The sequence below is a fragment of the Longimycelium tulufanense genome (genome assembly GCF_014645795.1).
Taxonomy (GTDB): domain Bacteria; phylum Actinomycetota; class Actinomycetes; order Mycobacteriales; family Pseudonocardiaceae; genus Longimycelium; species Longimycelium tulufanense.
Window position 1 is genome coordinate 73,263 of record NZ_BMMK01000011.1, and the last position, 17,127, is coordinate 90,389.

The 17,127-nt window shown below is 72.0% G+C and carries 16 protein-coding genes; 9 read left to right on the forward strand and 7 right to left on the reverse strand.

The annotated features are described in order from the left end of the window. Nucleotides 1-28 precede the first annotated feature (28 nt). Complete coding sequence (locus tag IEY55_RS13430) at nt 29-289, forward strand: DUF3039 domain-containing protein (RefSeq protein ID WP_189057638.1); 261 nt, start codon at nt 29-31, stop codon at nt 287-289. A 564-nt stretch (nt 290-853) separates the two neighbouring features. Then, the gene (locus IEY55_RS13435) at nt 854-2,236 is read left to right on the forward strand and encodes a hypothetical protein (RefSeq protein WP_189057640.1); all 1,383 of its coding nucleotides are present in this window, start codon (nt 854-856) and stop codon (nt 2,234-2,236) included. Between the two features lie 89 nt (nt 2,237-2,325). On the opposite strand, the gene IEY55_RS13440 is transcribed toward IEY55_RS13435, so the two are convergent. Further along, nucleotides 2,326-2,601: a WhiB family transcriptional regulator gene (locus IEY55_RS13440; protein WP_189057642.1), complete on the reverse strand. Its 276-nt coding sequence runs from the start codon at nt 2,599-2,601 to the stop codon at nt 2,326-2,328. A gap of 555 nt (nt 2,602-3,156) precedes the next feature. Continuing rightward, on the reverse strand, nt 3,157-4,266 hold the full coding sequence (locus IEY55_RS13445) for a YihY/virulence factor BrkB family protein (protein ID WP_189057644.1): 1,110 nt from the start codon (nt 4,264-4,266) through the stop codon (nt 3,157-3,159). Between the two features lie 595 nt (nt 4,267-4,861). On the opposite strand from IEY55_RS13445, the gene IEY55_RS13450 reads away from it, so the two are divergent. After that, complete coding sequence (locus IEY55_RS13450) at nt 4,862-6,598, forward strand: DEAD/DEAH box helicase (RefSeq protein WP_189057646.1); 1,737 nt, start codon at nt 4,862-4,864, stop codon at nt 6,596-6,598. Between the two features lie 333 nt (nt 6,599-6,931). After that, nucleotides 6,932-8,104, forward strand: a complete 1,173-nt coding sequence (locus tag IEY55_RS13455; RefSeq protein ID WP_189057648.1) for an ROK family transcriptional regulator — start codon at nt 6,932-6,934, stop codon at nt 8,102-8,104. A 234-nt stretch (nt 8,105-8,338) separates the two neighbouring features. Here the strand turns inward: IEY55_RS13455 and IEY55_RS13460 are convergent, their stop codons facing one another. After that, nucleotides 8,339-8,518 carry a DUF7455 domain-containing protein gene (locus IEY55_RS13460; protein ID WP_189057650.1) on the reverse strand — a complete coding sequence of 60 codons (180 nt, stop codon included), beginning with the start codon at nt 8,516-8,518 and terminating at the stop codon, nt 8,339-8,341. 285 nt (nt 8,519-8,803) lie between these two features. On the opposite strand from IEY55_RS13460, the gene IEY55_RS13465 reads away from it, so the two are divergent. Next, the gene (locus IEY55_RS13465; RefSeq protein ID WP_189057867.1) at nt 8,804-9,610 is read left to right on the forward strand and encodes an EamA family transporter; all 807 of its coding nucleotides are present in this window, start codon (nt 8,804-8,806) and stop codon (nt 9,608-9,610) included. Nucleotides 9,611-9,917: 307 nt separating this feature from the next. Here the strand turns inward: IEY55_RS13465 and IEY55_RS13470 are convergent, their stop codons facing one another. Together IEY55_RS13470 and ppgK are read right to left on the reverse strand one after the other, a co-directional pair. Continuing rightward, nucleotides 9,918-11,318: an RNA polymerase sigma factor gene (locus IEY55_RS13470; protein WP_189057652.1), complete on the reverse strand. Its 1,401-nt coding sequence runs from the start codon at nt 11,316-11,318 to the stop codon at nt 9,918-9,920. Nucleotides 11,319-11,593: 275 nt separating this feature from the next. Then, nucleotides 11,594-12,355, reverse strand: a complete 762-nt coding sequence (gene ppgK, locus IEY55_RS13475) for a polyphosphate--glucose phosphotransferase (RefSeq protein ID WP_189057654.1) — start codon at nt 12,353-12,355, stop codon at nt 11,594-11,596. 94 nt (nt 12,356-12,449) lie between these two features. On the opposite strand from ppgK, the gene IEY55_RS13480 reads away from it, so the two are divergent. Continuing rightward, a complete protein-coding gene (locus tag IEY55_RS13480; protein ID WP_189057656.1) occupies nt 12,450-13,289 on the forward strand; it encodes an inositol monophosphatase family protein in 840 nt (279 codons plus the stop codon). Nucleotides 13,290-13,667: 378 nt separating this feature from the next. Here IEY55_RS13480 and cei read toward each other — a convergent pair whose 3' ends face one another. Next, nucleotides 13,668-14,369, reverse strand: a complete 702-nt coding sequence (gene cei / locus IEY55_RS13485) for an envelope integrity protein Cei (RefSeq protein WP_229686335.1) — start codon at nt 14,367-14,369, stop codon at nt 13,668-13,670. A gap of 586 nt (nt 14,370-14,955) precedes the next feature. On the opposite strand from cei, the gene IEY55_RS13490 reads away from it, so the two are divergent. Continuing rightward, a complete protein-coding gene (locus IEY55_RS13490) occupies nt 14,956-15,255 on the forward strand; it encodes a DUF4193 domain-containing protein (protein ID WP_189057658.1) in 300 nt (99 codons plus the stop codon). 142 nt (nt 15,256-15,397) lie between these two features. On the opposite strand, the gene IEY55_RS13495 is transcribed toward IEY55_RS13490, so the two are convergent. Further along, complete coding sequence (locus tag IEY55_RS13495) at nt 15,398-15,874, reverse strand: DUF3093 domain-containing protein (protein WP_189057871.1); 477 nt, start codon at nt 15,872-15,874, stop codon at nt 15,398-15,400. Nucleotides 15,875-15,946: 72 nt separating this feature from the next. Between IEY55_RS13495 and dut the strand changes: the two genes are divergently transcribed. Then, a complete protein-coding gene (gene dut, locus IEY55_RS13500; RefSeq protein ID WP_189057660.1) occupies nt 15,947-16,450 on the forward strand; it encodes a dUTP diphosphatase in 504 nt (167 codons plus the stop codon). Nucleotides 16,451-16,455: 5 nt separating this feature from the next. Next, entirely contained in the window at nt 16,456-17,103 is a 648-nt protein-coding gene (locus IEY55_RS13505) for a DUF3710 domain-containing protein (RefSeq protein ID WP_189057662.1), read from the forward strand. The last annotated feature ends 24 nt before the right edge of the window (nt 17,104-17,127 follow it).

Here is a 17,127-nt window from a genome sequence, read left to right on the forward strand (position 1 = left end):
CGCTTCGCTGGTCAGGCATCATGGTCCCGTGAGCACTGCCACCCAGACCTGCCCCGACGTCGACACCCGTCCCGAGGGCACCGACCAGACCGGGGACGACACCCCGAAGATGTTCCACTACGTGCGCAAGTCCAAGATTGCGGAGAGCGCGGTCATGGGCACGCACGTGGTGGCGCTGTGCGGCGAGGTCTTCCCGGTGACCCGCTCGCCGAAGCCGGGCTCCCCGGTGTGCCCGGAGTGCAAGCGGATCTACGAGTCGCTGCCGCACGGTGGCGACGGCGGGGAGTGACCAGCACAAGCAGCGTGGTTCCGGGCTGAGGGCTCGGGGACTGTTCCGCACCGGTTCCGGATCTGGTGGTGCGGGCGTGCCGCCCCGAGCGGCTCGCCCGTGCCCGGTGGCAGCCGGCCGGCTGCCACCGGAACATCGACACGGCCCCTCCGCGAGGACGGCGAAGCGCCGCTCGCGGAGGGGCAGGCCGTCCTTACCAGCCGTGATCACGGCATGGTCCACCCGTGAGCAGATCCCTCCTCGGAAAGGTGATCTTTCGTCCGAGTGGGGGCAGTGGTACCCGGTGATTTCCGGTCGAAAACGGCGCACTCCGTGAAGGAAAGTCTCCATCGGGTTGTCCCAACTCCACGACCGGTTGGGGTTGCCGGACGGGCCTCAAGCTCCCCGGGTGCCGCGCCCGATGTCGATCTGGTCGACCGGCGGTGATCTTCGCGTCACCGCACGGTTCGGCAGTCGCGCTCCGCGGCAGACGAACGGCGACCCCGACCGCCCCGCTCCGGTAGCCCGCGCCGTGCGTGCCGCGGGGATGGCGTCACACACCACGAAGACCCGAGGAGACACAACTTGCGTCCCTGGACCAAGCGCACCTTGCAGGCCGCGATGCTCGCCGCGGGGGTCGCCGCGATCGCCGTGCCGCAGGCGTCCGCGGCGCCGCACGCGCACACGCCGCAGCCGGGCAGCAACCCGGTCACCAACGCCGAGGAGCTGAAGCTGCTGCTACCGATGGACACCTGCAACCCGCCGGGCGGCCAGACCCCCGGCCACAAGCGGGTGCCCTGCATCGCCTCCGACGCTCACCTGGAGGCACCCAATCCCTCCGTCGCGGCCGATCCGGTGTCGGAGACGGTGAACGACTCCCTCACCGACGCCGGCTCCCAGATGGAGCACGACCTGCAGGCCGCCCCGCAGGCCCCGGCCGCCACCATCAGCGGTACCGGGGAGAACGTCAAGAACACCGGCCATGGGGTGGGCAACGAGCTCAAGGAGGAGCGCCCGCTCACCGACACCCACGGCCTGGAGAAGCTGCTGGACGCCATCGGCACCAACACCGGCGTACAGGACCGCGCCGCCCCGGAGCCCGCCCGTCCGGCCGCTGGCTTCAACACCGCCGTCGACAACGTCGGCATGCTCAAGGAGCCGGCCAAGGTGGCCGACGTGGAGGTCGGGCCGTACAACCCGCAGCGGCCGCAGGCCCTCGGCGTCGGCGACCAGGGGGTCACCGCCGAGGCCCTGCACGGTCAGCACGTGCAGCCGTTCGACAATCCGATCGGCAGCGGTGTGCTGGACCTTGGCGTCGTCGACGACCTGGCGCCCGCCAAGGAGCTGCCGGCCAACCAGGCGCTGCCGGCCGACCTGCACGAGGTCGGGCTGCCCACCGAGGAACTGGGCCACGTGGTGATGCCGGTAAGCAAGGGCCCGGTCGTCGACCAGTTCGACCCCGAGGCGCTGCCCGCCACCCCGCCCGGTGCCGAGGCCCTCAGTGTCAACCCGCTGGGCAACGCCCTCACCGGTGGCGCGGAGGCCGTGAGCGGTGCCGACACGCTGGGTGCCGGGTCACTCGGCAACGATCCCCTGGGCCTGAACCAGCTGACCGCCGGTGACCCGCTCGGCCTCGTCCCGCGGTCCGCCGAGCCGGAGCCGCGCGCCGGCAAGGTGGCCCCCGGCACCGGTGCACTGACCAAGAACGCGGCCCTGAAGCCGGTGACCGGCTTGCTCGGCGGCAACCCGCTGGGTGGCGGCAACCCGTTGAGCTCGCTGAACTCGCTCAACCCGCAACCACAGCGGCCCACCGGTGCTGTCCCGGTGGCCCAGCAGGAGCCGGCCGCCGAGTCGGCGAGCCCGGCCCCGGCGCCGACCGACTCGCTGCCGGCCGTGAAGACCATGCAGGGAAACAACACTGGTGACGTGCTCAAGGACGTCTCCGGCGCGCTGAACGGCAAGCGCTGACGGGTCGTCAGCGCCACGAACCCTCCTCCGGAGCGGGTGGTGATGGGCCCGGGACCCCGGTGGTCCCGGGCCCATCGGTTACCGCGGGGTCAGCGGTGGCGGATCCGCATCCGCAGTTCGGACTCGCCGAGCCCGCCCCACACCCCGTAGGTCTCGTGCACCCGCAGCGCGTGCTGCCGGCACTCGATCATCACCGGGCAGCGTCGGCACACTGCCTTCGCCCGTTCCTCCCGGGCCTGCCGCGCCGAGCCCCGTTCCGCTTCGGGATGGAAGAACAGGGTGCTGTCCATGCCTCGACAGGCAGCCTGCCGCTGCCAGTCCCAGGTCTCGCTCACCGGCTTGGGCAATCTGCGGATGTCCCCCACGGTGCCTCCTTCCGCCTCCGACCGTTCTGCTGCTTCCGGCGCCGTGGCATCGGCACATGACGCGCCGCCAACCAGGCGACCGCACCATCACCGACCGGGGCACCGGTGCCAGGGAACGAGTTCGCCGGTGGCCGGGACGTGCCGCGCGGGCCACTCACTGCCGGCGGTGATCGGCGAGTCGGGTCCGTGATCGGTCGCGGCTCGGATGCCCGGGACCTCCCCGCCCCAAACATGACGTCCCGATGCCCACAGTGCTCGGTTGACACGACGGTCGACATTGCGGAACGACGCGCTGGGGCGAGTTCCTGAGCGCTCCGATCCCGGGCGGGTCAGCCGAATACCTGCCGGCTGGGGAGAACGGGCTGGCTGATCGCCGGACACTGTGGACGCGTCCGCGGTCGACCCGGTGGGTCCCCAGTGCACTGACCACGCACGTTCACCGGCTCGGAGCTCGAATGCCATCCGGGAACCCGAATCCCGCACCAGCTGATGCCGGTGCGGCCGACCAACGACCGTGGCCGCGCCCGGTCGAACCGGACAGTCACGAGATGGCCACTAGTCGACGTGTTTCCCGGGTGGCGCGGAGTCGCGCGGGATCGGCTTGGTGTCGTGTGTGTCGGCGGGGGACGTGGCCTCTTCCGGCCCGTGCACCGGGTTCTGCGTTGGCCGCCCGGGTGGTTCGTCCCGTTCGCGGCGGAGCCGTTCGGCGGCCCGCTCCATTTCCAGGCGTCGCCACCGCCGGCGCTCCCGGCGGGTCATCCGGGCCGGCCACATCTCCTGGATGGTGTTGTTGAAGTGCGCGCCCAGCACGATCGCGAAGCCGATGAAGAAGGCGAACAGCAGGAAGGCGATGGGAGTGGCGAGCGCGCCGTAGGTGTAGCCGGTGCCGGTCACCCAGATCAGGTAGAGGCGCAGTCCGGAGCTGGTGAGCAGGAAGACGACCATCGCCAGCAACGCGCCGGGCATACCGCGGTGCCAGGGCAGCTTGCGAGGTAACGCGATCTTGTAGAGGGTGGTCAGGGCCAGCACGAGGAGCACCCCGGTGGCGGGGTAGTAGAACTTGTCGACGAGCCCGGCCACGGTCTGCTGCCAGGTGGTTGGGAAGACCTTGGGCAACAGGTCGGGCCCGAGCGCGATCAACGGCAGCACCAGCACCGCCGCGACCAGGCTCACCAGGTACATGAGCAGCGCCACGATGCGTTGCCAGACGACGTTGCGCACGTCGTACTGCCCATAGGCGACGGTGATCGCGTCGACGAACGACGCCATGGCCGACGATCCGGCCCACAGCGACAGCACGAAGCCGACCGAGACCACCTCGCCGCGTCCCTGGGTGAGGATGTCGGAGACCGTGGGCGCGATGATCCGGTCCACCACGTCGGGGGTGAAGACGGTACGGGTGAAGCCCAGGATCTTGGACTGCACCGCGTGCACGAGGTCCGGACCGAACCAGTCGCCGACGAAGCCGAGGCTGCCCAGCAACCCGAGCAACAGGGGCGGCAGGGACAGCGTGGTCCAGAACGCCGCCTCCGCCGACTCGGAGAAGATGTTGTGGTCCCAGGCGCGGGACAGGGTGCGTGTGAGCAGGCGCAGCGGCCCACGGGGTACCGGGTGATCCCGGGGTGCGGTGCCGTTGCGCCCGTCGTCGTTCGGCCGCGGACCCATCGTGACCCAAGCCTGCCGTATGGCTCCTGGGCCGGGCAGCACCGCCCTGGCCAGGGACGGCGTGTCGCCGGCGAGCAGGGCGTCGTGGGACCACCGCCACGGTCCCCGCCACGTCAGGTTTCGCAGGGACCGGACGAACGATGAGCCTGATCTCGACCAGCGGGTTGATCGCGGCTCCCTGGCCCGTGTCAGGCCAAGCCACTGCACGCCCACTCGCGGCGCCGCGCCACCCAGCGAACCTTCTCGGCGCGCCGTCGAGTCCCTTTCCCCACGGCGGGAAGGTCGTGACGGCACCGATGCCGTGCGTGACGGAGCTGATCGTCCGGGAAAAGGCCGCTGGTCACGCGCGGGAACTAGGGCAGATCTCCAGCGTCGCGCCAGCTCTCCGGTCACGCGTCACATCCGGAGGCGGTGGCCGTGTGCCGCGTCGCGACCGGTGCAGGTCGGTGCGGTGAGTTAGAGTGCCCAACGGCCCTCACCGCGAGTCCGGCGGGAGGGCATTCGCTTGTCAGACGTCAAGGGCCGCAACGCCGGTGCGTAGGCCGACCCGTGCCGTGGGGTCGTGCCCGGAGCGAGGAAGGAACAACGAGTCACCGTGGCCGAGCCCCTGCCCGACTCCCCGGTCCCTTCCGTCGCGTCGCGCCCGCTGCGGGCCTGGCAGCGGCGCGCCCTAACCAAGTACCTGGCCACGAAGCCGCAGGACTTCCTGGCGGTGGCGACTCCGGGCGCCGGAAAGACGACCTTCGGCCTGCGGGTGGCGGCGGAGCTGCTGGCCGACCGCACGGTGGAGCAGGTCACCGTGGTGACGCCCACCGAGCACCTCAAGCACCAGTGGGCGGCAGCCGCGGCCGCCACCGGTATCTCGATCGACCCGGAGTTCCGCAACTCCCAAGGCATTACCTCCAGCGACTACCGCGGGGTCGCGGTCACCTACGCCCAGATCGCCGCCCACCCGACCTTGCACCGGGTGCGCACGGAGCGACGCAAGACGCTGGTCATCCTCGACGAGATTCACCACGCGGGAGACGCCAGGTCGTGGGGTGAGGCCACTCGCGAGGCGTTCCTGCCCGCGGTGCGCAGGCTGGCGCTCACCGGTACGCCGTTCCGCAGCGACGACATCCCGATCCCGTTCGTGACCTACGAGCCGGATGCCGACGGCACGCAACGCAGCCGGGCCGATCATTCCTACGGCTACACGGATGCGTTACGAGACGGCGTCGTCCGCCCCGTGGTCTTCCTGGCGTACTCGGGCGAGGCGCACTGGCGGACCAGCGCGGGGGAGGAGTACACGGCGCGGCTCGGTGAACCGTTGACGCAGGAGCAGACTGCCCGGGCGTGGCGCACCGCGCTGGACCCGGCCGGCGAGTGGATCCCGGCGGTGCTGACCGCCGCCAACACCCGGCTGTCGCAGCTGCGCGCGGGTGGCGTGCCGGACGCCGGCGGCCTGGTGATCGCCTCCGACCACGTGTCGGCCAAGGCGTACGCGCAGATCCTGCAGCGGGTGACCGGACACGAGCCGGTGGTGGTGCTCTCCGACGACCCCAAGGCATCGGCGCGGATCGCCGAGTTCGCCGACTCCGACGAGCGTTGGCTGGTCGCGGTGCGGATGGTGTCCGAAGGTGTGGACGTGCCGCGACTCGCGGTTGGCGTGTACGCGACCAGTGCCTCGACGCCGCTGTTCTTCGCCCAGGCCGTCGGCCGGTTCGTGCGTGCACGTCGGCCCGGTGAGACGGCGAGCGTGTTCCTGCCGAGCGTGCCGGTGTTGCTGGAGCTGGCCAGCCAGCTGGAGACCCAGCGGGACCACGTGCTCGGCAAGCCGCATCGGGAAAGGGACGGCTGGGATGACGAGCTGCTGGCCGCCGCCAACCAGCGCCGGGACGAGCCGGGTGAGGAGGAGCGCGCGTTCACCGCGCTCGGTGCCTCCGCCGAGCTGGACCAGGTGATCTACGACGGGTCGTCGTTCGGCACCGCCATCCTGGCCGGTACCGAGGAGGAGCAGGACTACCTGGGGCTGCCCGGTCTGCTCTCGCCGGACCAGATGCGCGCCCTGCTGCGGCAGCGGCAGGAGCAGCAGCTCGCCCAGGCCACCAGACGCAAGGCGGAGGAGCAGCCGACGGCCGAGGCCTCGACCGCGCGACCGCAGGGCGTGCAGGAGCGGCTGGCACACCTGCGCCGCGAGCTGAACACCTTGGTGGCCCTCCACCATCACCGGACGGGCAAGCCGCATGGCAAGATCCACTCGGAGTTGCGCCGCCACTGCGGTGGTCCGCCGACGGCGATGGCCACCGCCGACCAGCTGGAGGAGCGGATCGCCACGCTGCGCTCGTGGTGAGGCACCGGCCACTGTTCGCCCGCGCGGCCGGTGACGAGTCGGACGGCGTCCGGCCGCCCAGCCGGCTGGCGGTGACCAGGAAGGCAGTCAAAGCGTCCCGGACCCTGGCGGGGCGGCACCGACGGACCGCCGGGAGTCTGCGTACGGAAGGGCGGTGCGGGCGCCAAGATGGGGGAACGGCCTGCGGCTGCTGAGCCGAGCGGCGGCGAGGGTTCCCGCCGGCGCCGGCTGGCCGGCGCCGCGTCGTGGCGTCGCCGGTGGTCGCGGGTCGCCGTGCAGGATCGACGGACCCGGTCACGTGCCCGCTACGCCGGGTCGAGAGGAACGGGGGCGATGGCCAGCCCACCCACCGGCACCCGGCCCGACGAGGTACGCCGGCACAACCGCGCCGCGTTGCTGCGCCGGCTGCATGTCGACGGCCCGTGTACACGCGCGGCCCTGGCCACGGAGCTCGGGCTCAATCGCAGCACGATCAAGACCCTGGTCGACGGCCTGGCCGAGGCCGACCTGGTCGTGGAACGCATCCCGAGCCAGCGGCACGGCGCGGGCCGCCCGTCGTTGCTGGTCGTGCCGCGGCCGAAGGCCGCGATGGTGCTCGCGGTCGACGTCGGGGTGGAGCAGCTCACCGTGGCCGCGGTGGGTATCGGCGGTGCCGTACTCGGCCGCCGCCGGTGGGGCCTGGTGCGGGGCGAGGTGCGGCCGGCCGACGTGGTCCAGCGGGTGGCCTGGGCCCGCCGGGAGTTGGCCGCGGAGCTGGGCGGGGAGCCGACCGCGGTCGGGGTGTCGGTGCCGGGCACTGCGCGCCGTTCGGACGGCCGGGTACACGAGGCACCCAACCTGCACTGGGCCGACGTCCCGCTGGGCGACCTCCTCACCGCCGCGTTGCGGCTACCGGTGCAGGTGGGCAACGACGCCGACCTCGGGGCGCTGGCCGAGCACACCCGGGGTGCGGCGCGGGACGCCGCGGACGCGGTGTTCGTGACCGCCGACGTCGGTGTCGGTGGCGGGGTGATCTCCGGCGGCGCCTCGCTGCGGGGCACCGCGGGATCGGCCGGCGAGCTGGGACACATGGTCGTCCGGCCGGACGGCCGGCAGTGCTACTGCGGGTGCCGTGGCTGCTGGGAGACCGAGGTCGGGGAGGACGCCGTACGGGAGGCGCTGGGCCTGCCGCCGGACGCGGGCCGGCCGGCCATCCTCGCCGAGCTGCGCGACATGGCGGACGAGCCGGAGCGGGCCGCCCGACGGCTGGCCGGTGTGCTGGACTGGCTGGCGTTGGGTCTGGCCAACGTGGTCAATGTGCTCGCGCCCGAGCTGGTCCTGCTGGGTGGGCTGCTGGCCGCGCTGCCGCCCCGGCTGATCGACCAGGTGGGTGCGGTGGTGCGGCGGCGCAGCATGGTGGCGCGGGCCTCCGGCGAGTTGCGGGTCGTCGCCGCGACACTGGGCGCGGAGGCGGCCCTGATCGGAGCCGCGGAGCTGGCCTTCGAACCGGTGTTGGCCGCATTGTGAGGAAGCAGAAACCGATTGTTGACATCGCCGCGCTCGTGCCCCGATGTGACAGGTGTCGCAGTTATTCGCGCGGTTTCCGGTCGTTTTCAGATGTGTGGCGGGAAAACGCGGCATCGCGACGGTCGGTGGTCGTGCGGTGACGCGGAGGAACCGCCCGAATCACGCCCAGGTCAACGCAAAGGATGCGGGCGGGGACTCCAAGTCCCCGCCCGCGCCCTTGCGTTCCGTACGCGGTCAGCCCTGCACGATCTCCGCGGCGAGTTCACGCAGCTTGGGCTCGTGCTCGCGGGCGTGGTGCCCGCAGAACAGCAGCTCTCCCCCGGAGGGAAGCACGGCGCGCACTCGGGCGGCGGCCCCACAGCGGTCGCAGCGGTCAGCAGCGGTCAGCTCGGGGCGGGTGAGCGTTCCAGGCATCCTTGTCTCCCTCCGTCCCGGCGCCGGCCGTGCCGACGCCCTCGTCCGGCCGCGACAACCTTCGGGTTCCCTGCGGGGTCCGCGGTAATCGCTGCCACCACTCTTGCAGACGCTGGGCGCCAAGTCAGTGTTCCCGTCCCACCAGGCGAGCCACGTCACGTCGAATGAACCCGGATGCAGCAATCGTCGCTGGTCATGCAGGATCACGAGGTGCCGAAACTGCCCCGTTCGCCCTCCGCGAAACACCTCCCCGCGCCGGTGTTGTTCCTCGCGGGCGGGGGATCGATGTACCTCGGTGCGGCGGTCGCGGTCGGTTTGTTCACCGAGCTTGACCCGGCCGGGGTCGCGTGGTTGCGGGTGTTCGGGGCGGGGCTGGTGTTGCTGCTGTGGCGGCAGCCCGGGCGGGTTGCGTGGCGGGGGCGCCGGCTCCTGCTGGCCGGCGTGTTCGGCACCACAACGGCCCTGATGAACGTGGCCTTCTACGAGGCGATCGCCCGGATGCCGATGGGGACGGCGGTCGCGGTGGAGTTCGCCGGCCCGGTGGCGGTGGCCGCCTTCGGCTCGCGCAGCCGGCGGGACGTCGGCGCGCTCGCCCTGGTGATCGTCGGCGTGCTGCTGATCGCCGACGTGCAGTGGCAGGGCAACCCGGCGGGCGTGCTGTTCGCGTTGGCCGCCGCCGCGCTGTGGGCCGGCTACATCCTGCTCGGTAAGCGGGTGGCGACGAAGGGTAGTGGCACCGACGACCTCGCGGTCGGGTTCGCGGTGGCGACCGTGGTGTTCAGCCCGCTCGCGCTCACCACCGGCCCGGCGTGGACCTCGCCCCGACTGCTGGTGCTCGGTGTCGGGGTCGGCCTGCTGGCCAGCGTGGTGCCGTATGCCCTGGACCAGGTGGTGTTGCGCCGCGTGGGGCAGGCGAGGTTCGCGTTGCTGCTGGCGCTGCTACCCGTTGCCGCAACGGTGATGGGTGTCCTGGTGCTCCGGCAGATCCCCACCACGGCCGAGATCCTGGGAATCGGGGCGGTCGTGGCCGGTGTGATGGCGCGTAGCCGCGAGCCGGTCCCCACTGCCGCGCCACCGGCCGAACCCGGCTGAGCGAGCCACTCAGGCGGCCGGAACGCGGGTGCGTGCGTCGTTGGCCAGCAGCGGCCGGACCACTGCCGAGCCGCGGGTTGACCCTCGCGGAGCAGACCGAGATCCGCTTCCCGCTCGGCGCGGGCCGACGAGTCACCGGAAGCCTGACGCGCCAACGGTTCCGACGCCGGTTCGGCGTGCTTCGCGCCAGCCACGGTCGTCCTCGTCGTCGCTCGCAGGCCAGGTCACGGGCCCCAAATTCCTTGCGACACAAGACAACTGCCCCGCCGACCACGCGGATCAGCGGGGCAGTTGGAAAAACCTCTGCTCAGTCCAGGTAGTCGCGCAGCACCTGGGAACGCGACGGGTGCCGCAGCTTCGACATCGTCTTGGACTCGATCTGCCGGATCCGCTCCCGGGTCACGCCGTAGACCTGGCCGATCTCGTCCAGGGTCCGCGGCTGGCCGTCGGTGAGGCCGAAGCGCAGCCGCACCACGCCGGCCTCCCGCTCCGACAGCGTCGCGAGCACCGACTGGAGCTGGTCCTGCAGCAGCGTGAACGACACCGCGTCCACCGCCACCACGGCCTCGGAGTCCTCGATGAAGTCACCGAGCTGGCTGTCGCCCTCGTCGCCGATCGTCTGGTCCAGCGAGATGGGCTCCCGGGCGTACTGCTGGATCTCCAGCACCTTCTCCGGGGTGATGTCCATCTCCTTGGCCAGCTCCTCCGGGGTGGGCTCGCGGCCCAGGTCCTGGAGCAGCTCGCGCTGGATCCGGCCCAGCTTGTTGATCACCTCGACCATGTGCACCGGTATCCGGATGGTGCGGGCCTGGTCGGCCATGGCCCGGGTGATGGCCTGCCGGATCCACCAGGTGGCGTAGGTGGAGAACTTGTAGCCCTTGGTGTAGTCGAACTTCTCCACGGCGCGGATCAGGCCGAGGTTGCCCTCCTGGATCAGGTCCAGGAACGCCATGCCGCGGCCGGTGTAGCGCTTGGCGAGGCTGACCACCAGCCGCAGGTTGGCCTCCAGCAGGTGGTTCTTGGCCCGCTCGCCGTCCCGCACGATCCACCGCAGGTCGCGGCGCAGCTGCGGGGAGAGCTTCTCGCCCTCGTCCTCGGCCCTGCGCAGCCGCTCCGCCGCGTACAGCCCGGCCTCGATCCGCTTGGCGAGCTCGACCTCCTCCTCGGCGTTGAGCAGCGCGACCTTGCCGATCTGCTTGAGGTAGGCGCGCACCGAGTCGGCCGAGGCGGTCAGCTCGGCGTCCTTGCGGGCCTGCCGCAGCGCCTCGGACTCCTCCTCGTCCCAGATGAAGTCGCCGTCGCCCGGCTTCTCCTCGTCCTCGCCCTCGGCGGCCGCGGCGTCCTCACCCAGCTCGGCGTCGAGCTCGGCGAGGTCCACGTCCTCCAGCTCGACCGACTCGAGCTCGGCCTCCTCGGCCTTGCCCTTCTTGCCGCCCTTGGCCGCGGCGGTCTTGGTGCCCTTCTTCGCGGTGCTCGACCGCGACGCCCGGGTGGTCTTCCCGGTGGCCGCCTTCTTCGCCGTGCCCCTGGCACCGGTCGACCTCGACGCGGCGGTGGAGCCCTTGCGGGTCGAGGTGGTCTTCGGGGTCTCCTCGGCCTCGACGTCGGCCTGGGCAGCCGGCTTCCTGGTCGAAGCGGCCCGGGCCGGCTTGGCACCGCCCGTGGTGGCGGAGCTGGAGCGTCGGGTTGCGGTTTCTGCGGCTGCCACGTACGCCCTTTCGCGACGGTCGATGCTCGGCTGCTCCGCTGGGACAGGCCAGAGGGCGCGAATCCTCGGCCACCAGCGGTTTCGGGGAGGCCCGTGGTCGGTGTCGCCACGGACGCGTTCCATTGTAACGACGCCGACCTGCCCGGGTTGCGCCGCGAGCCCGGCAATTCGCCCGACCCGCGGCCGCAGCCGCCGCCCGACCCAACCGCCGTTCGCCTCGTCGGCGCTGGTCAGAGGGCTGATCGGCGGTCGGTGTGAGGCACCGCTACACCGGGTTACACCGTCAGCTGTTCGGCCGAGGCCACCGCCGCGCCCACGATGCCGGCGTCGTTCTTCAACACGGCCGGCACCACCTCGGTGCGCGCCTCGAGCAGCGGCAGCCACTTGTGGGCCTTCTTGCTCACCCCGCCACCGGCGATGACCAGATCCGGCCACAGCAGGTCCTCCAGTACCCGCAGGTACCGGCTCACCCGGGCGGCCCACTCCTCCCAGGACAGCTCCAGCTCGTCCTTGACCGAGGCGGCGGCCCGCGTCTCCGCGTCGTGCCCGTCCACCTCCAGGTGGCCCAGCTCGGTGTTGGGGACCAGCGCGCCGTCGCGGAACACCGCGCTGCCGATGCCGGTGCCGAAGGTGAGCAGCACGACCGTGCCGGCCCGGTTCAGCCCGGCCCCGAACCGCGTCTCGGCCATACCGGCTGCGTCCGCGTCGTTGAGCACGAGCACGTCGTCGGGGTTGCGGCCTAGCCACTCGGCGAACAGCCCCCGGGCGTCGGTGCCGATCCAGCTGTGGTCGATGTTCGCGGCGGTGTGCGCGACCCCGCGCTTGACCACGGAGGGCAGCGTGACGCCGACCGGGCCGTCCCAGCCGAACTTGGCTACCACCTCGGCTACCACCTCGGCCACGGCGTCCGGCGTCGAGGGTTGCGGCGTGGGGACGCGCAGCCGTTCCCCGTCCAGCGCGCCAGCCTCGACGTCCACCAAGCAGCCCTTGATCCCGGACCCCCCGATGTCGACCCCGAACCCGCGGGTAGTGCCCATCCCGGTGGCCTTCCTATTCGATTCAGACGAGAACAGTTGCGGAGACGATAGGACATACCACCCGCTGGGACATCCTCGCGCCGGCCTGCGTCACATGTGGTCGGATGGGGTCGTGCGATCCGTGGAGCAAGCGTTGGACGTGTCGGAGCTGCGCCGGGTGGCGGTGACGGTGGCCACCGAGGCCGCCGAGCTGGTCCGCCGGGTACGGGAGGAGGCCGTCACCGAGGTCGACACCAAGAGCAGCGAGACGGACGTGGTCACCGCGGGTGACCGCGCCGCCGAGCGGCTGATCCGCGCCCGGCTGGCGGAGCTGCGGCCGGACGACGCGGTGCTGGGTGAGGAGGAGGGCGGCGCGACCGCCACCGCCGCCGGCCTGTGCTGGGTGGTCGACCCGATCGACGGCACCGTGAACTACCTCTACGGCTACCCCTGGTACGCGGTCTCGGTCGCACTCTGGCTCGACGGGGAGCCGTTCGCCGGCGCCGTGGTGGAGCCGGTGAGCGGCCGGGTGTGGAGCGCCGCCCGGGGACACGGCGCCGAGCTGGACGGCCACCCGTTGCGGGTGTCCGCGGCGCGACGCTTGGACCTGGCCCTGGTCGGTACCGGGTTCTCCTACTCCGCGCAGCGGCGGAACCGGCAGGCCCGGGTGGTGGACGGGCTGCTGGGCCGGGTGCGGGACCTGCGCCGGGCGGGCTCGGCGGCGCTGGACCTGTGCGGGGTGGCCGCCGGGTGGCTGGACGCCTATTACGAGCACGGGCTGAGCCCGTGGGACTGGGCGGCGGGCGCCCTCGTCGCGCGGGAGGCGGGCGCCGTGGTGCGGCTGCCCACCGCGGACCCGGCCGACGGGCTGGGGGAGGCGACCGTGGCCGCGGCTCCGGGTATCGCCGACGAGCTGCTGGTCACCCTCCGGGAGATCGGGATCGCCGACGTGTGAGGACGCCGTTGCCGAAGGGCGACCCCGACGCCGAGGGGGCCAGGCCACACGGGAGAAGGGTCGATTGCTGCATTCGGCCTGGTCCCGCGGGGTGCGGCTACCGAGAGGGCGCGCGTTGCTCGGCGGTCGGCACACTAGCTCCCCGCAGCGTGGCCGTCCCTGCCTCGGCCTCGGTCGGGGCCCGCTCGTGACCGGATTGTCGGCCGCCAGCGTTCGCCGAACACGGTTCGGGTGGGGCCGTCGCCTACCCCTTACGGGGCCCTCGATAGCCCACAAGGGTTAATTGCGGTCCAGGCTTTTCATTCCGCGTTGGTTTCGAGAACGACGGAAAGCGGAGGAAATCCCGTTCGGCCGTGGGGTGGGGTGGCGGTGCCGGCCTCAGCAGTGCACCTCGCGCACCCGGTTCAGCGTCTGGTGGTCGACCGGGGGCCGGCCCGCCTCCGCGACCTGGCCACCTTCCTGGCCGGGCTGCCGCTCGCCCCATTCCTTCAGCGTCGTCAGCACCTTCTTGGTCTCGTTGCCCGGCTTGATGTCGGTGAACCTCTCGCCGAGCGCCAGGTCGACGGTGGCGTCCTGCCGGTCGTCCCGGACGAGCTCGGCGCAGGGCACCAGCAGGCTGAGCGTGCGGGCCGGGCCGGCGCCGGCCGGGCCGAATCGGATCTGCGCGTGGCAGTGGAGGTCGAAGTCGGGGTAGATCGGGTCGTTGGCGGGGTCACCGGCCTTGTTCAGTCCCGCCGAGTACAGCTCCTCGGCCACCAGCGTTGCCTGGTTGCGCTGGCCGTTGGCATTGAGCACCCGGACCAGCACCCGGCCTGGTGGGACCGGGTCGGTTCGGTCCAGCGCGTCCCGGCCCAGCTGCTGGCCCAGCACGACGGGCTGCTGGCCGTCGGCCGCGGCCGACGGCGGCGTCTTGGGCGGGTTACAGCGGGTGGCTTCCTCGATGTCCGCGGCCGAGCTGAACACCTTGGTCCAGACGAAGACCGACAGCACCCCGAGCACGGCGAGCAGCACCATGGCGGGGACCGGCCGGCGCCGGCGGTAACGCGGCAGCCTGTTGCCCTTCGCGGTCACGGCAGACACGGTTTCCCGCCTCCTCGGGCTGCGCCCTATCACACCCCATTACACCCGTGCTGATCAGCCTAGACCCTCGATCGACCGGCCCGCGCGGCAATCCCACGTGCGGCCCGCCCGGGGCGATCGCTTTCCGCATTCATTGCGTAGCTCAGCGTCACAACCGTGCATCGCACCACGTGGCGGGCGGTCCGGCAAGGTGACCAGCGCACCCGGATGGCCGGTCGGGCCGGGCGGGGGTGTGGCCGCCGGCCCGGTTTCCGGGGGACCGGTCCCCGTCTGGGCGTGGGACGTGGAGCGGGCGCGGATGGGGAACCCTGTTGCGGGGTGTGGTTGCAGGGCGTGGTTCCGGACTTGGTTGCAGAGTGCAACACACCACAATTGAGTGACCGGATGGGTGAGGGCTTGCGTGGTGGGCTACCCTCTCGGCGCTTCGGCCTCCGGACACCTGGTCGCGAATCGATTCGGTAGGCGTTTCGGACGAGGGGGAGAACCGAGACCACCGTCACTGGGACGGCGGGCACAAACCGGCTCGCTGGAACGTTGACCAGCGGCACGAACCACAGTTGTGAAGTTGACGCAGGGGTGAACCACGATGGCGACCGACTACGACGCTCCGCGCCGCGGCCAGGAGGAGGACCTGGCCGAGGACTCGCTGGAGGAGCTCAAGGCGCGGCGTAACGAGACGCAGTCCGGAGTGGTGGACGTCGACACGGACGCGCCGGACGAGAACTTCGAGCTCCCCGGCGCCGACCTCTCCGGCGAGGAGCTCACCGTCAAGGTGCTGCCCAAGCAGGAGGACGAGTTCACCTGCGGGCGCTGCTTCCTGGTGCACCACCGCAGCCGGCTCGCGGAGGAGCGCGGCGGGCAGATGATCTGCCGCGACTGCGCCTGACCAGGAGGACGTGATCCGGACGCGGGGGCGGCCGGATCACGGATACCGGCACACACGGGGCCGCCTGCAACGCAGGCGGCCCCGTGCCGCATCACACGCAGGGCATCACACGCAGGGGTGTGGCGGGCCTGGCCGGGGCGGCTCAGCGCTGCCGCAGCACGTCCACGAGCTTCTCCGGGTCGCGCACACTGAACAACCAGTAAGGCGTGGGGTCGTCGGGGTCGGCGAGATGGACCCGAACCATCGGCCCCACCCAGCCCCGGTGCACCAGGAACGCGGCGGGGTCCAACCCGGGCCCGAGGGCCACGCGCTTCGCCTTGGCCGGCACGACCTCCACGTCGCCGACGAACCGCAGCGGTAGGTGCGCGTCGCCGACCCACAGCTCGTCGTCGACCACCCGCACCCGCAGCCGGCCGAGCCACAGCGCGATCACGATCACCACGCCGACCGTGATGACGTAGGGCAGCCACGACCGGACACCGGGGTAGCCGCGGTGCACGGTGGCCCCCATGAGCACCGCGCCGAGCAGCGGCAGCGGGTACCAGGTGAGCGGCACCGACAGTCGCTGGTCGAACCGGACGCGGCCGCCAGGCCTCCCGGCGTTTCCCTGCCGTGCCACCTGGCCGCCACCTTCGGGGGAAGCGGCCGTACCCGCGTTCTCGGTCACGACGTCAGGGTAGTCTCGCCGCTCGTGTCCGAGCCTGCCGTCCCCGGGGTCGAGGTGCTGCTCAGGCGCCTCGACCCGGATGTCCCCCTACCGTCGTACGCCCGGCCCGGTGATGCCGGCGCCGACCTGGTGACCACCAGCGACCTGGAGCTGCCACCGGGGGAGCGCGCGGTGGTCGGCACCGGGGTCGCGATCGCGCTGCCGGTGGGCTACGCCGGCTTCGTGCACCCGCGCTCCGGCCTGGCCGCCCGGGTCGGCCTCAGCGTGGTGAACACACCGGGCACGATCGACGCCGGTTACCGTGGCGAGATCAAGGTCTGCCTGGTGAACCACGACCTGCACGAGCCGGTGGTGCTGCGCCGCGGCGACCGGATCGCCCAGTTGGTGGTGCAACGAGTGGAGCATGTCCGCTTCCGGGAGGTCGGCGAACTGCCAGACTCGTCTCGTGGGGCCGGTGGCTACGGCTCCACCGGTGGGCACGCGGTGCTGAGGGCGGCGCAGGCCGCTGACGGAGCGACGGAGGGCTGAAGGGCATGTTCGGATGGCGTCGCCGACGCGAGCGGGAGGCGGCCGAGCGGGCCGCCGAGACAGAGCTCGACCGGGTCGACGGCTCAGACCTCGCGGGACCGTTCGACTCCGAGGAGGCGCCCGCGGACGAGCTGGCCCGACTGGACCTCGGCTCGGTGCGGGTCCCGGTGCCGGACGGCGCCCAGCTGCAGGTCGAGGTGGACCCGGCCGGCCCGGTGCGGGCGGTGCACGTGGTGACTCCGATCGGCCGGCTCACCGTCAACGCCTATGCGGCGCCGCGCAGCGGCGGGCTGTGGCGTGAGGTGTCCAAGGAGCTGATCGAGCAGCTGCGTTCCGATGGCGCGCGGGTGATCCGCGAGCGCGGGGAGTGGGGCGAGGAGCTGGTGGCGTCCTCGCCGGAGGTGGCGTTGCGGTTCGTCGGTGTCGATGGTCCTCGCTGGCTACTGCGCGCGGTGGCCGCGGGGCCGGCGCAGCACGCGGCCGAGCTGGCCGAGCTGCTGCGGGACACCGTGCGGGACACGGTCGTGGTGCGGGGCAAGGAGCCGCTGCCGGTGCGCACCCCGCTGCCGGTGGAGTTGCCGGAGGCCATCGCCCAGCACATCCGGCAGGCCCAGGAGGGGCACACGATCCACGAGGCCGAGCAGATGCGCTGACGGCGCACGGTTTTCGTCGGGCCC